Annotated in this window: 12 protein-coding genes; all 12 read left to right on the top strand. The window is 37.2% G+C overall.

The window, feature by feature from the left end:
* Positions 1-45 precede the first annotated feature (45 nt).
* The 12 genes from rpoC (at position 46) to sufB (ending at position 14,571) form a co-directional block, all read left to right on the top strand.
* Positions 46-3,669 (top strand): DNA-directed RNA polymerase subunit beta', encoded by a 3,624-nt coding sequence (gene rpoC / locus KW2_RS09215; RefSeq protein WP_021037774.1) that lies wholly within the window; start codon positions 46-48, stop codon positions 3,667-3,669.
* Positions 3,670-3,793: 124 nt separating this feature from the next.
* The gene (locus tag KW2_RS09210; protein ID WP_021037773.1) at positions 3,794-4,702 is read left to right on the top strand and encodes a diacylglycerol/lipid kinase family protein; all 909 of its coding nucleotides are present in this window, start codon (positions 3,794-3,796) and stop codon (positions 4,700-4,702) included.
* Between the two features lie 145 nt (positions 4,703-4,847).
* A complete protein-coding gene (locus KW2_RS09205; protein WP_021037772.1) occupies positions 4,848-5,534 on the top strand; it encodes an amino acid ABC transporter permease in 687 nt (228 codons plus the stop codon).
* Positions 5,534-6,268, top strand: coding sequence for an amino acid ABC transporter ATP-binding protein (locus tag KW2_RS09200; protein ID WP_011835714.1), 735 nt, complete (start codon positions 5,534-5,536; stop codon positions 6,266-6,268). Before KW2_RS09205 ends, KW2_RS09200 begins: the two co-directional genes overlap by 1 nt.
* A 128-nt stretch (positions 6,269-6,396) precedes the next feature.
* Positions 6,397-7,098: an adaptor protein MecA gene (locus KW2_RS09195; protein WP_011676802.1), complete on the top strand. Its 702-nt coding sequence runs from the start codon at positions 6,397-6,399 to the stop codon at positions 7,096-7,098.
* A 2-nt stretch (positions 7,099-7,100) separates the two neighbouring features.
* A complete protein-coding gene (locus KW2_RS09190) occupies positions 7,101-8,426 on the top strand; it encodes an MraY family glycosyltransferase (RefSeq protein WP_011676801.1) in 1,326 nt (441 codons plus the stop codon).
* A gap of 175 nt (positions 8,427-8,601) precedes the next feature.
* A complete protein-coding gene (gene sufC, locus KW2_RS09185) occupies positions 8,602-9,372 on the top strand; it encodes a Fe-S cluster assembly ATPase SufC (RefSeq protein WP_011835712.1) in 771 nt (256 codons plus the stop codon).
* Positions 9,373-9,511: 139 nt separating this feature from the next.
* On the top strand, positions 9,512-10,768 hold the full coding sequence (sufD, locus tag KW2_RS09180) for a Fe-S cluster assembly protein SufD (protein WP_021037771.1): 1,257 nt from the start codon (positions 9,512-9,514) through the stop codon (positions 10,766-10,768).
* Positions 10,768-11,985, top strand: a complete 1,218-nt coding sequence (locus KW2_RS09175) for a cysteine desulfurase (protein ID WP_021037770.1) — start codon at positions 10,768-10,770, stop codon at positions 11,983-11,985. The genes sufD and KW2_RS09175 overlap by 1 nt, the downstream gene beginning before the upstream one ends.
* Before the next feature lies 1 nt (position 11,986).
* Positions 11,987-12,469, top strand: coding sequence for a hypothetical protein (locus KW2_RS09170; RefSeq protein ID WP_011835709.1), 483 nt, complete (start codon positions 11,987-11,989; stop codon positions 12,467-12,469).
* A 135-nt stretch (positions 12,470-12,604) separates the two neighbouring features.
* Positions 12,605-13,063, top strand: coding sequence for a Fe-S cluster assembly sulfur transfer protein SufU (sufU, locus tag KW2_RS09165; protein WP_011676796.1), 459 nt, complete (start codon positions 12,605-12,607; stop codon positions 13,061-13,063).
* Positions 13,064-13,158: 95 nt separating this feature from the next.
* The gene (sufB, locus tag KW2_RS09160; protein WP_004255207.1) at positions 13,159-14,571 is read left to right on the top strand and encodes a Fe-S cluster assembly protein SufB; all 1,413 of its coding nucleotides are present in this window, start codon (positions 13,159-13,161) and stop codon (positions 14,569-14,571) included.
* The last annotated feature ends 188 nt before the right edge of the window (positions 14,572-14,759 follow it).

Here is a 14,759-nt window from a genome sequence, read left to right as displayed (position 1 = left end):
TCTCAAAATCGTCTAGCGTTAAATTTATTAGAAGTGGAGAAAGAATTGGTTGATGTAAATAAATTTGAGAGTATGCGTATTGGTATCGCATCTCCACAAAAAATTCGTTACTGGTCATTCGGTGAAGTAAAAAAACCAGAAACAATTAACTATCGTACACAAAAACCTGAACGTGAAGGACTCTTTGACGAACGTATTTTCGGTCCTCAAAAAGACTGGGAATGTGCTTGTGGAAAACTTAAAGGTGTTTTCTATAAGAATCAAGTCTGTGAACTTTGTGGTGTTCAAGTAACAACTGCAAAATCACGTCGTGAACGTATGGGACATATTGAGCTTGCTGCTCCAATTTCACATATTTGGTATTTCAAGGGAATTCCATCACGTATGGGACTCGCTCTGGATATGAGCCCGCGTGCACTTGAAGAAGTAATTTACTTCGCAAGTTATGTGGTAATTGATCCAAAAGAAACTGATCTTGAGAAAAAACAACTCTTGACTGAGCGTGAATATCGTGAACAACTTTTGAAAAATGGTTTTGGTTCATTCGTTGCAAAAATGGGTGCTGAAGCAATTCAAGATTTGTTGAATGATGTTGATATTGACAAAGAAGTTGCTGAACTCAAAGAAGAGCTCAAAACAGTGACTGGACAACGTCGTGTAAAAATTATTCGTCGTTTAGATGTTTTGTCAGCTTTCAGAAAATCAGGCAATGCTTTATCTTGGATGGTCTTAAACGTATTACCAGTTATTCCACCAGATTTGCGTCCAATGGTTCAATTAGATGGTGGACGTTTTGCCACATCTGACTTGAATGACTTGTATCGTCGTGTTATCAACCGTAATAACCGTTTGAAACGTTTGATGGAACTTAATGCTCCAAATATTATCGTTCAAAATGAAAAACGGATGCTCCAAGAAGCTGTTGATACTTTGATTGACAATGGTCGTCGTGGTCGTCCAATCACTGGTGCTGGTAACCGTCCATTGAAATCTCTTTCACACATGTTGAAAGGGAAACAAGGACGTTTCCGTCAAAACTTGCTTGGTAAACGTGTTGACTATTCTGGACGTTCAGTTATCGCTGTCGGTCCAACACTCAAAATGTACCAATGTGGTGTTCCACGTGAAATGGCGATTGAGTTGTTCAAACCATTTGTAATGGCACAACTTGTAAAAAAAGAATTGGCTGCTAATATTCGTGCGGCTAAACGTAAAGTTGAACGCCAAGATTCAGACGTTTGGGATGTACTTGAAACGGTTGTTAAAGAACACCCTGTTCTCCTTAACCGCGCACCTACGCTTCACCGTTTGGGGATTCAAGCTTTTGAACCAGTCTTAATTGATGGTAAAGCCATCCGTCTTCACCCACTTGCTTGTGAAGCCTATAACGCCGACTTTGACGGTGACCAAATGGCCATTCACTTGCCATTGTCTGAAGAAGCACAAGCTGAAGCACGTCTTTTGATGCTTGCTGCTGAACATATCTTGAACCCTAAAGATGGTAAACCAGTTGTTACACCATCACAAGATATGGTCCTTGGTAACTACTACCTTACAATGGAAGAAAAAGGTCGTGAAGGCGAAGGAATGATTTTTGCAACTCCTGAAGAAGTTGAAATCGCAATGCGTAACGGTTATGTACACTTGCATACACGTATCGGTATCGCGACAAAATCACTCAATAAGCCTTGGACTGAAAATCAACAAGATAAAATCTTGGTAACCACTGTTGGTAAAGTTATTTTCAACTCAATCATTCCAGAAGGAATGCCTTACTTGAATGAACCAACTGATGTTAACTTGACAACTTCAACTGATGACCGCTTCTTTATGGATGCTGGTCAAAACATCAAAGAAGTTTTGGCTGGAATCGATACTGTTCGTCCATTCAAAAAAGGATATCTTGGAAATATTATCGCCGAAGTATTCAAACGTTACCGTACAACAGCTACATCTGAGTACCTTGACCGTTTGAAAGACCTTGGTTACCACCAATCTACTTTGGCTGGTTTGACTGTGGGTATCGCTGATATTCCTGTTGTTGAAGATAAACATGAAATCATTGATGCTGCGCATAAACGCGTAGAACAAATCACTAAACAATTCCGTCGCGGTTTGATTACTGATGATGAACGTTATAATGCCGTTACTGGTGTTTGGCGTGATGCAAAAGAGTCTCTCGAAAAACGATTGATTGAAGAACAAGATTTGACAAACCCAATCGTTATGATGATGGACTCTGGAGCCCGTGGTAATATTTCCAACTTCTCTCAACTTGCTGGTATGCGTGGATTGATGGCTGCTCCTAATGGTAAAATCATGGAATTGCCTATCATCTCTAACTTCCGTGAAGGACTTTCTGTCTTGGAAATGTTCTTCTCAACTCACGGTGCTCGTAAAGGGATGACCGATACGGCCCTTAAGACAGCCGACTCAGGTTACCTTACTCGTCGTTTGGTTGACGTTGCCCAAGATGTTATCATTCGTGAAGACGATTGTGGTACTGACCGTGGACTTGTGATTGCTGATATTGCAACTGGTAAAGAAATGGTTGAACCACTCTTTGAACGTTTGGTTGGTCGTTACACTCGTAAATCAGTCCTTCATCCAGAAACTGGTGAAATGATTATTGGCGATGATACTTTGATTTCTGAAGATATTGCTCGTAAAATCATTGAAGCTGGCGTTAAAGAAGTAACAATCCGTTCAGTATTTACATGTAAAACACCACATGGTGTATGTAAACATTGTTATGGTATCAACTTGGCAACAGGTGATGCTGTTGAAGTTGGTGAAGCTGTTGGTACAATCGCCGCTCAATCTATCGGTGAACCTGGTACTCAGTTGACAATGCGTACATTCCACACGGGTGGTGTTGCGTCAAGTTCAGATATTACTCAAGGTTTGCCTCGTGTCCAAGAAATCTTTGAAGCACGTAACCCTAAAGGGGAAGCAATCATCACTGAAGTAACTGGTACAGTTGAATCAATCGTTGAAGATGGCGCAACTCGTACTCGTGAAATTACTGTCAAAGGTAAAACAGATACTCGTAGCTACACTGTAGGTATGGCTGATGTCTTGATGGTTGAAGAAGGCGAATTTATCCACCGTGGTGCGCCTTTGATTCAAGGTTCTATTGAACCTAAACATTTGCTTCAAGTTCGTGATGCTTTGTCAGTGGAAACTTACTTGCTCGGTGAAGTTCAAAAAACTTACCGTTCACAAGGGGTTGAAATTGGTGACAAGCACATCGAGGTAATGGTTCGCCAAATGCTTCGTAAAGTTCGTATCATGGACAATGGTTCAACTGATGTGCTTCCAGGTACTTTGATGGACATTTCTGATTTTGAAGCTTTGAATGAAACTGCACTCTTGAATGGTGAAATGCCTGCAACTGGTCGTCCAGTCTTGATGGGTATTACTAAAGCCTCTCTTGAAACAAATTCATTCTTGTCAGCTGCATCATTCCAAGAAACAACTCGTGTCCTTACTGATGCCGCAATTCGTGGTAAAGAAGACCACTTGCTTGGTTTGAAAGAAAATGTTATTATCGGTAAGATTATTCCTGCTGGTACTGGTATGTTCCGTTACCGTAACATCGAACCTTTAGCTGATTTGACAAATGCTCCAGAAGTAAAAGAAGTTGAAACAGAAACTGTGGAAAACTAATTTTAAATCTTGAAAATAAATAAAAAAGTTACTGATGAAATTTTGTCAGTAACTTTTTTTATTAAATTTACTGACAAAATCATTAAAAACATAAAATCTCTGTCATTTTTGGTAAAATAATTCTATGACTTATTATCTCCTTGCAAATCCCAATTCTGGTGCAGGTAAAGGTGCACGAACATTGGAGATTCTGATTCCATATTTGGAAAAAAATAATTATGATTATCGACTTTTTAAAACTAATGCTCCTGGTGAAGAAGGGGATTTAGTAAAACAAATATTAGAACTTAAAGTGGCTGAAGACCATTTAGTGATTATAGGCGGTGATGGGACCATTTCGCTTGTTATAAATGAACTTCCAGAAGAAGAAGCATTTTCGTATATTCCATCAGGTTCAGGTAATGATTTTGCTAGAAGCTTGAACTTAATTCTTGACCCAATTGAATCTTTTGAGGCTGCTCGCAGTGGAATGAATCATGAAATTTTTATTATGAATTATCAATCTAAAGGATTGAATGGCTATGCTTTAAATAATATTGGGATTGGATTAGATGCGGCGATAGTACAAGCTGCCAATGAAGGAAAACTTAAGCAATTTCTAAATAAATTAAAGCTAGGGAGTTTTTCTTATATTTTGACCGCTTTACATGTTTTAATCACTAAAAAAGCATTTCCGGCTTTGATTGAGATAGAAAATCAGCAAATATCTTTAGAAAAAACTTTCCTGATGACTTTTACCAAACATCCATATTTTGGAGGAGGGGTAAAAATTTCCCCAGAAGCTTCCAACCAAAATGCAGATATTCATTTGGTAGAATACAGTAAACACTCTTTATTTCGAACTTTTTCCTTGATTCCGAGTGTTCTTCGTGGAACTCATTTAAAACACCCTTTATTTCTCCATCGTGTTAATCCACACTTTTCCGTAGAACTAGCAGAAAGTCAACCCGTACAAATTGATGGAGAAATTCATCATTTAGTTGCCGCTGACAGACTTTCCATCAGTACCGAAAAACGAATGATTATTTACTGACAGAATAAAAACTCCGTAATTGGAGTTTTTATTTATTTAAAATTAATTTTTATACAAAAATGATTGTATTTTTATACTTTTTATATTATAATTATGCTATTGTTTTTTTATAAAAATAGAAATTATAAAAGAGAAGAGAGAAAATATGAATTTTGATTTTTTACCGAAATATTTACCCTACTTTAATGATGGAATGATTGTAACGATATTTATTTCAGCTTTTGTGGTCTTAATTGGAACGCTTTTAGGGATTGTCACAGCATTGGCAAAAATTTCTAAGATTGCTCCATTACGCTGGCTAGCCAATATCTACATTGAAATTTTTCGTGGGACACCTATGCTGGTTCAAATCATGCTTGGTTTTAGCCTAATGGGAAGTATTTCTTTACCTACTTTTCAAGTAGGAATTTTGCAACAAGATTTGGGACGTTTGATTCCCGGGATTATCGTGATTTCGTTGAACTCTGGTGCTTATATGGCGGAAATTGTTCGGGCGGGGATTGAAGCAGTACCTCTTGGCCAAAAAGAAGCGGCTTATTCTTTGGGGATTCGACCAAGACAAGCGATGACAACCGTTATCCTACCTCAAGCATTGCGAAATATTTTACCAGCCGTAGGAAATGAATTTGTAACGATAATTAAGGACAGTTCACTCCTTTATACGATTGGGGTTATGGAAGTTTTCAATGGCGCGCAAACCGTGGCGAATTTGACTTACCAAACAATTAGTCCAATGATATTTGTTGCACTTTACTACTTTGTGGTCACTTTTGTTGTTAGTCGCTTGCTTGTTCTGTTTGAAAAGAAACTTGGGAAAGGATATGCGAAATAATGAATGAATATTTAATTGAAATAAAAAATTTGCATAAATATTTTGGGAAGAATGAAGTATTAAAAGGACTTGATATTCAAATAAAAAAAGGTGAAGTTGTTGTGATGATTGGACCATCAGGTTCTGGGAAATCAACTTTTTTAAGAACAATGAATTTATTAGAAAAACCAACTGATGGAGAAGTCTATTTTGAAGGAATTAATATTGCTGATAAATCTGTAGACGTCTTTAAACATCGCGAAAAAATGGGAATGGTTTTTCAGCAATTTAATCTTTTTCCAAATATGACAGTCCTTGAAAATCTTTGCTTGGCCCCAATAAAAACAGGGAAAATGACGAAAGATGAAGCTCTAAAGACTGCAGAAGATTTACTTCAAAGAGTTGGCTTATCAGATAAAGCAGAAGCCTATCCACAGTCTCTATCAGGTGGACAGCAACAAAGGGTAGCTATTGCTCGGGCTTTGGCTATGAATCCAGATGTAATGCTTTTTGATGAACCAACGTCGGCACTTGATCCGGAAATGGTTGGGGAGGTTCTGTCAGTAATGCAAGAACTCGCCAAAGAAGGGATGACGATGGTCGTTGTCACTCATGAAATGGGCTTTGCTAAAACAGTTGCTGACAGAGTATTATTTATGGCTGATGGAACAATTGTTGAGCAAGGCAAACCAGCTCAAATCTTTGAAAACCCTAAAGAAAAACGGACCCAAGACTTTCTAGCTAAAGTCTTATAATAAAGGTTTCATATAGTTATATGGAATATCAAAAAACGGCATGAGTGCTGTTTTTTTTCTGGTCTGTGGTATAATACTATTAAGACTGGTAAAGTGATAGAAGATAAATTATAGAAAAGAGAAACAAAATGAAGTATGAGGATATAAATGAAAACACTATAAAAATCACCTTGTCTTTTGATGATTTGACAGATTATGATATCAAGTTATCTGACTTTTTTGGAAATCAAGAAGTCATTGAACAATTTTTCTATGAATTAGTTGATGAACTTGGCTTAGAAAATCGTTTTGGAAATGTAGGGATGTTAACTTTCCAAATTCAACCCTTCCCACAAGGCGTCCATATGATTGTTCATGAAGAAGCAATGTTGGGTGAAGGCGGAGAGATTCCAGATGATCCTGAAGAATTTGAAGAATTAATGACTGGTTTTTATAATAAATTAAATGAAATAGGGGCAGATATGGCGCGCGAGCGAGGAATTACTGATTTTAAACCTGGACTTGGTTTACCAGGGGCTAAAAAAGAAGAAGCCGAACATGAGCCAGACTTTATATACTACTCTATTCGTTATGATGACATGATGTCTGTCTTGACTGGAATAAAAAATGTGAAATTCGCAGATGAAGAGTCAGAATTTTATCGTTATGATGGTAATTTTTATCTTGTTGTTTTAGATAATCAAAAAGCAAAAGGTAAAATGCATGTTGAAAGCACACGTTCACGGATGATGGAATATGGTGAAGCGACAAAAATGAGTCGAGAATTTTTGCAGGAGTATGGTGAATGCCTAATCACAACGCGTGCTTTAGACGTTCTTAGAAAAATCTAAATATGGTTGATACATTAAAAGAAATCCCTTTTGCACTCAAGTTTTTAATGGTTATAATTATCACTTTTGGTATTTCAGTGATTTTAACCCCAGTTATGACTTTTGTGTCTAAGGTAATTGGCGCTGTGGATAAACCCAATGAGCGCCGCGTCAATAAAAAACCGATGCCTTCAGCTGGAGGTTTGGTTATTTTCATTGCTTTTGCGGTTGCCACATTATTTATCCTTCCGCAAATCGTGCATGCCCAACCTCCAATCCATTCCCAACCTCCCGGAAACGGAAATGGTCACCATCCCATTCAATTAGTTAGTTATTTGAGTTACATTTGGCCCTTTATTGTGGGTGGTGGAATTGTTGTTTTGACTGGTTTGGTTGATGATATAAAAGAAATATCACCTAAAATGAAACTCTTAGGTTTGACAATTGCTGCGAGTTTTATCTGGTTCTTTACCAATGCACGTTTTGATAATTTAAAAATTCCTTTTGGTGGTCCTTTATTAATTTTTCCGGGTTGGTTATCCTTTATCTTTACGGTATTTTGGATACTGGCTATTACGAATGCGATTAATTTAATTGATGGTTTAGACGGACTTGCCAGTGGGGTATCCATTATTTCACTGACGACAATGGGAATTGTCTCTTACTTTTTCCTGCCAAGTCCAAATGTGTTCTTACCAATTACTATTTTCACGGTAGTAGCTGCAATCATGGGATTCTTTCCCTATAATTATCACCCAGCAATTATATATTTGGGAGATACAGGAGCTTTATTCCTTGGATTCATAATCTCGGTTGCCTCTTTACAAGGCTTGAAAAATGCGACTGCTGTAGCCGTTTTAACTCCCTTGTTAATTTTGGGAGTACCGCTCACAGATACAATCATGGCTATGATTCGTCGGAAATTAAATCGACAATCTATTGCAACAGCTGATAAAAGGCACTTGCATCATCGGCTCATGGCACTTGGCTTTACGCATCGTGGCGCTGTACTTGTAATTTATGGAATTGCCTCAATTTTTGCCTTTATCTCGATTCTCTTGCAATTTTCAAGTCGAATTGGTGGAATCTTACTAGTAATCGCATGTCTTTTTGGACTAGAAATCTTTATTGAACTTGTTGGAATTCTGGGTGAAAATCGTCAGCCAGTCTTGAAAGCTTTGAAATTCGTTGGAAATTCAGCTTATCGTGACGAAGTTCTTCACCCTGAACGGACTGACAAAAGAGATAATAAAGACCAAGAACAGTATTCAGTAGTAGATGAAGAAGTTGATGAACCGACACAAGAATTTCCAATTCAAAATTATCGAAGAAGTCGACATAAAAAATAAAAAAACCTCTAATTTTATAGAGGTTTTTTGGTATCTAAAAAAGCCAAATGGCATTTATTTTTTATATTGCGATTGATAAAAATAATATGAGCGAAAATAACAAATTTTATCAATTTTTTGTTAGAATAGAGACTATAAATGTCAAATACAATTGACAATTCAAAGGAGCGAAAAAATGGCTACACTTGAAATTAAAAATCTTCATGTGGCGATTGAAGATAAAGAGATTCTCAAAGGAGTCAACCTAGTCATCAATACCAATGAAATTCATGCAATTATGGGACCTAACGGAACTGGTAAATCGACTTTATCGGCAGCGATTATGGGTAACCCTAATTATACCGTCACTGAGGGAGAAGTTCTTTTTGATGGTCAAAATGTTTTAGAGATGGAAGTTGATGAAAGAGCTCGTTTAGGCCTATTTCTTGCAATGCAATATCCATCTGAAATTCCAGGAATCACTAACGCAGAGTTTTTACGGGCAGCAATGAATGCCAAACGTGCTGAAGATGATAAAGTTTCTGTCATGGAATTTATCAAAAAATTGGATAAAAATATGGATGTCTTGAGCATGAAAGAAGAGATGGCGGAACGTTATCTCAATGAAGGATTTTCTGGTGGTGAAAAGAAACGAAATGAAATTCTACAACTTTTGATGTTAGAACCAACTTTTGCTATTCTTGATGAAATTGACTCAGGACTTGATATTGACGCTTTAAAAGTCGTTGCAAAAGGTGTTAATTCGATGCGTGGCGAGAAATTTGGTGCATTGATTATCACACATTACCAACGTTTGCTTGATTACATTACACCTGATGTTGTCCACATCATGATGGATGGTCGTGTGGTGAAAACCGGTGGCGCTGAATTGGCTAAACGTCTGGAAACTGAAGGATATGTCAATATTGCTGAGGAACTTGGACTAGAATATAAAGAAGAAGTTTAAGGAAAGGAGCTAGTAAGTCTATTTTTATCTACTGACAAAGCTGTCAGTAAGTTTAACTGTTCATCAATTTACTGACAGAATAATTTGTCAATAAATCGATAAGTTTACCTATAAAAATAAAAACTTGCTAATAATAATTATGAATCAAGACATCTTAAACTTTTCAGAAATGCATGCTGAACCAGCTTGGTTGTCAGATTTACGCCAAAAAGCGGCGCTTGAATTTGAAAATTTAGAATTACCAAATATTGAACGAGTTAAAATCAATCGTTGGGGCTTAGACCATTTAACAATTTCTGAAAATGAAGAAATTGGCTCTGTTCCCACTTTTACAGAAATCCCAAATCATCCTTTACTTGTTCAAGTTGGAAGCCAAACGGTTATGGAACAAATGACACCAACCTTGGCTGAACAAGGGGTAATTTTTACAGATTTTAATTCAGCTTTGACAGAAATTCCAGAATTAGTTGAAGAAAACTTTGGATCTGTCGTTCCCTTTAATGAAAGTCGTTTAACAGCAGCAAATGCTGCAACTTTTAATTCTGGTTTGGTTCTCTACGTTCCAGATGGTGTGGAAGTTCTTGAGCCCATTGAATCAATTTTGATGCAAGAGGGTTCATCAGAAGTTCCCTTTAATAAACGAATTTTGCTTATTGTAGGAAAAAATGCAAAAGTTGATTATCTCGAGCGCTTGGAAACAAGTGGGGAGCAAACAGCCAAAGCAACAGCAAATCTAGTTGTTGAAGTTATTGCAAAAGCAGGGGCGCAAGTCAAATTTGCAGCCATTGACCGTTTAGGAAAAAATGTCACAGCATCAGTTATTCGTCGCGGTTTAATTGGTGATAATGCAACAGTTGACTGGTCAGTTGGAGTCATGAATGACGGAAATGTTGTGGCGGACTTTGACAGTGACCTTAAAGGGAATGGTTCTCATTCACAAATAAAAGTAGTGGGAATTTCAACAGGTCATCAAACGCAAGGAATTGACACAAGAGTGACTAACTTTGGTCTAAATTCTGTTGGTCATATCTTGCAAAATGGTGTTATTCTTGATAAAGGAACTCTGACCTTTAATGCAATTGGTCATATTATCAAAGGAGCCAAAAATGCGGATGCCCAACAATCTTCTCATGTTTTGATGCTTTCTGATAAAGGACGAGGAGATGCAAATCCAATTCTCTTGATTGACGAAAATGAAGTAACCGCAGGTCACGCAGCTTCTGTTGGGCAGGTTGATGAAGAAGATTTATTTTATCTTCAATCTCGTGGACTTGATGAAGAAACAGCTAAACGACTTGTTATTCGTGGATTCCTTGGCTCAGTCGTCAGTGAAATTCCTGTCAAATCAGTCCAAGCAGAATTTATTGAAACTATTGAAAGAAAGCTGGGCATGTAATGCTTGAAGGCATCAAAAATGAATTTCCAGTTCTGAATCAAATTGTTAATGATGAACCTTTGGTTTATTTGGATAATGCAGCAACCACTCAAAAACCTTTGAGCGTTTTGTCAGCGATAAAGGATTATTATGAAAATGATAACGCCAATGTCCATCGTGGGGTTCATACGTTAGCAGAGAGAGCAACTGAAAAATATGAAGCAGCGCGTGAAAAAGTCCGTGCCTTTATCAATGCTAAATCAACAAAAGAAGTCTTATTTACCAGAGGAACAACCACCTCAATTAATTGGGTGGCTCAATTTGCTGGACAAATCTTGAAAGCAGATGATGAGATTGTCATTTCCATTATGGAACATCATTCTAACATCGTTCCTTGGCAAGAAGTAGCTAAGAAAACAGGGGCAATCTTAAAATTTGTTTATCTCAAAGAGGGCGAATTGGATATGGAAGATTTGCGTCAAAAAGTCACAGCGCAAACGAAATTCGTGTCAATTGCTCATGTCTCTAATGTCTTAGGGACGATTAATCCGATAGAGGAAATTTCAAAAATTGCTCATGAACAGGGTGCCTATCTGGTCGTTGATGGCGCACAATCTACCCCTCATATGGCGATTGACCTTCAAAAATTGAATGTGGACTTTTTTGCTTTCTCAGGTCATAAAATGATGGGACCCACAGGAATCGGTGTTCTTTATGGCAAAGAAGAATTACTTAATCAATTTGAGCCCATCGAATTCGGTGGGGAAATGATTGATTTTGTTTATGAAAGTCATTCAACCTGGACAGAACTTCCTTGGAAATTTGAAGCAGGAACACCAAATATTGCGGGTGCTATTGCTTTAGGAGCAGCTATTGATTATATTCAAGAGCTTGGAATTGACCAAATTCATCAACATGAAGCCGAATTGATAGATTATGTGATGCCAAAACTTCAGAATATTGAAGGCTTAACAATTTATGGACCCAAAGATAACAAAAAACGTAGTGGGGTCATTGCTTTTAATATTGAAGGACTTCATCCGCATGATGTCGCTACGGCATTGGATATGGAAGGGGTAGCAGTAAGAGCTGGTCATCACTGTGCTCAACCATTATTGAATTATCTTGATACTCCGGCAACGGCTAGAGCAAGCTTTTATATCTATAATACCAAAGCAGACTGTGATAAATTGGTTGAGGCACTTCAAAAAACAAAGGAGTTTTTCAAACTTGATTAATATGCTTAATTGGGTCGCCTCCCTCCCACTTTGGTTGGCAACCACTTTCTTATTCGTTGTTGTTTTCTTTAGAGCTCAATGTACCTTTTGGCTAGGAAAATTGAGTTACCATGGAATATTAAAAACAAAGTGGGGCAAAAAGCTTGAAAAAAATTCAGAAACCTCCTCTGGAATTATAGCCATTCAACGGATTGGTTGGCCAATTATTCCCCTCTCTTTTTTAACGGTTGGTTTTCAAACTGCTGTTCAATTTGGGGCGGGTTTAACAAACTGGTCTTGGTTTAGATATACGCTTGCTGCGTTACCAGGTTATCTAGCATGGGGCTTCATTTATGCTATTGGAGGACTCAGCCTTTTTCGCTCACTTGTTCAAGGATCGGTTGGCTTACTTATACTATTTGTTATCATTATTTTAGCGGTAGTGATTGCAGCGAATCTTGTCCTTCGATATATTCGTAAAAATGGGATAAAGACTGATGACTAAATTAGCAAAAAGTAACTGACAGAAAATTTATTGACTAATAATAATTCTGTCAGTTACTTATGAATAGATTCCAATTTTTTTCAAAAAATAAATCAAAACAATATATAAAAATTAGAAAAAAGAAAGTGTGAAAGCGTGGCTTTATCTAAATTAGATAATCTATATCGTGCAGTCATTCTCGACCATTCATCAAATCCGCGTCATGCTGGAGAATTACATACAGGTTGTATGATTGATCTTAATAATCCAACTTGTGGAGATGTCATTCGACTGACCGTTGAATTTGAAGGAGATGTGATTTCAAACATTGCCTTTAGCGGTCATGGTTGCACAATTTCAACAGCTTCAGCCTCAATGATGACAGTGGCTGTTCTTGGAAAAACCAAAGAAGAAGCCAAAGAGTTGGCAACTATTTTTTCAGCAATGGTAACAGGAGAAACTGACGAACGTCAAGAAGCACTTGGAGATGCTCAATTTCTTGCGGGTGTCAGTAAATTTCCAGCTCGGGTAAAATGTTCAACCCTAGCTTGGAATGCTCTAAAAAAAGCCATTGATTTTGGTGAAGCACAAGAAACAGTAATTCATGGTGAATAGCTAAAATTTACTGACAGATTTTTTATCAGTAAATTAAAGACTTGTCAGCTAGGCTGAAAAGTCTGTCAATAATAAAATGCCAAAGAGGAAGAAAAATGACAGAAAATAGTACACAAGAAGTCGTCAAAGACCTCGAAGAATATAAATTTGGATTTCATGATAATGCAGAACTTGAATTCACAACCGGTTTAGGCTTGACCGAGGAAGTCATTCGCGAAATTTCTGAAACTAAAAACGAGCCTGAATGGATGTTAGAATTTCGCTTAAAATCTTTTGAAGCTTTTAAAAAGCTAGATATGCCAAAATGGGGACCAGATTTATCTGGTATTGATTTTAATGATATCGTTTATTATCAAAAACCATCAGCAAAAGCGGCTCGTTCTTGGGAGGATGTTCCTCAAGAAATCAAAGATACTTTTGAAAAAATTGGTATTCCAGAAGCTGAACGTTCATACTTGGCAGGAGCCTCAGCCCAATATGAATCAGAAGTTGTTTATCATAATATGAAGGATGAGTTTGAAAAATTAGGAATTATTTTCACTGACACTGATTCAGGCTTACGTGATTATCCAGAAATTTTCAAAAAATATTTCAGCAAACTTGTTCCGCCAACTGACAACAAATTAGCAGCTTTAAATTCTGCTGTCTGGTCTGGAGGTTCATTTGTCTACGTTCCTAAAGGAGTCAAATGTGAGATTCCTATTCAAGCTTATTTTCGTATTAATAACGAAAAATCAGGACAGTTTGAGCGGACATTGATTATTGTTGAAGAAGGAGCCTCTATTCAATACGTTGAAGGATGTACTGCCCCAACTTATTCTGCGAGCTCACTTCATGCGGCAGTCGTTGAAATCTTTGTTGAAGAGGGTGGCTATATGCGCTACTCTACTATTCAAAACTGGTCAGATAACGTCTATAATCTGGTTACCAAACGTGCTGCTGCAGAAAAAAATGCGACGGTTGAATGGATTGACGGAAACTTAGGTTCAAAAGTATCCATGAAATATCCTGCTGTGCATTTAAATGGGCCAGGAGCGCGTGGAACAATGCTTTCAATCGCTTTTGCTGGAGCAAATCAAAATCAAGATACAGGTGCTAAAATGATTCATAATGCACCAAATACTTCAAGCTCAATTATTTCAAAGTCTATTGCCAAAAATGGTGGAGCAGTCAATTATCGCGGGCAAGTTACTTTTGGGAAAAATTCTAAAAAATCAGCTTCTCATATTGAATGTGACACGATTTTGATGGACGATTTATCAAAATCAGATACCGTTCCATTCAATGAAATTCACAATTCACAAGTTGCCTTAGAACATGAAGCGAAAGTTTCAAAAATTTCTGAGGAACAACTTTATTACTTGATGAGTCGCGGATTGACAGAAAAAGAAGCCACAGATATGATTGTCATGGGATTCATTGAACCATTTACCAAGGAATTACCAATGGAATATGCTGTTGAATTAAATCGCTTGATTTCTTATTCAATGGAAGGTTCTATCGGGTAAAATAGAAAAGTGTTGTTATATCAATGTTTTTTGGTTGAATCTTTTAAAAAATAATTTCAAAGGGGCACTAAAGGGGCATATATAAATAAGTTAAATAATTAGTGATACATACTGGTTAATTAATTAATGTGTTTGTGCCCCCTAAAAGTTAATTATGCCCCTTGCAAATAAAAAGTGCCCCTTGTAAT

This window comes from Lactococcus cremoris subsp. cremoris KW2, assembly GCF_000468955.1.
In the GTDB taxonomy this organism is placed as follows: domain Bacteria; phylum Bacillota; class Bacilli; order Lactobacillales; family Streptococcaceae; genus Lactococcus; species Lactococcus cremoris.
This window is presented reverse-complemented; position numbering and strand designations above follow the sequence as displayed.

Coding starts and splice junctions, on each gene's coding strand:
- KW2_RS09210 (WP_021037773.1), top strand. CDS start 3,794: ATGACTTATTATCTCCTTGCAAATCCCAATTCTGGTGCAGGTAAAGGT.
- KW2_RS09205 (WP_021037772.1), top strand. CDS start 4,848: ATGAATTTTGATTTTTTACCGAAATATTTACCCTACTTTAATGATGGA.
- KW2_RS09200 (WP_011835714.1), top strand. CDS start 5,534: ATGAATGAATATTTAATTGAAATAAAAAATTTGCATAAATATTTTGGG.
- KW2_RS09195 (WP_011676802.1), top strand. CDS start 6,397: ATGAAGTATGAGGATATAAATGAAAACACTATAAAAATCACCTTGTCT.
- KW2_RS09190 (WP_011676801.1), top strand. CDS start 7,101: ATGGTTGATACATTAAAAGAAATCCCTTTTGCACTCAAGTTTTTAATG.
- sufC (WP_011835712.1), top strand. CDS start 8,602: ATGGCTACACTTGAAATTAAAAATCTTCATGTGGCGATTGAAGATAAA.
- sufD (WP_021037771.1), top strand. CDS start 9,512: ATGAATCAAGACATCTTAAACTTTTCAGAAATGCATGCTGAACCAGCT.
- KW2_RS09175 (WP_021037770.1), top strand. CDS start 10,768: ATGCTTGAAGGCATCAAAAATGAATTTCCAGTTCTGAATCAAATTGTT.
- KW2_RS09170 (WP_011835709.1), top strand. CDS start 11,987: ATGCTTAATTGGGTCGCCTCCCTCCCACTTTGGTTGGCAACCACTTTC.
- sufB (WP_004255207.1), top strand. CDS start 13,159: ATGACAGAAAATAGTACACAAGAAGTCGTCAAAGACCTCGAAGAATAT.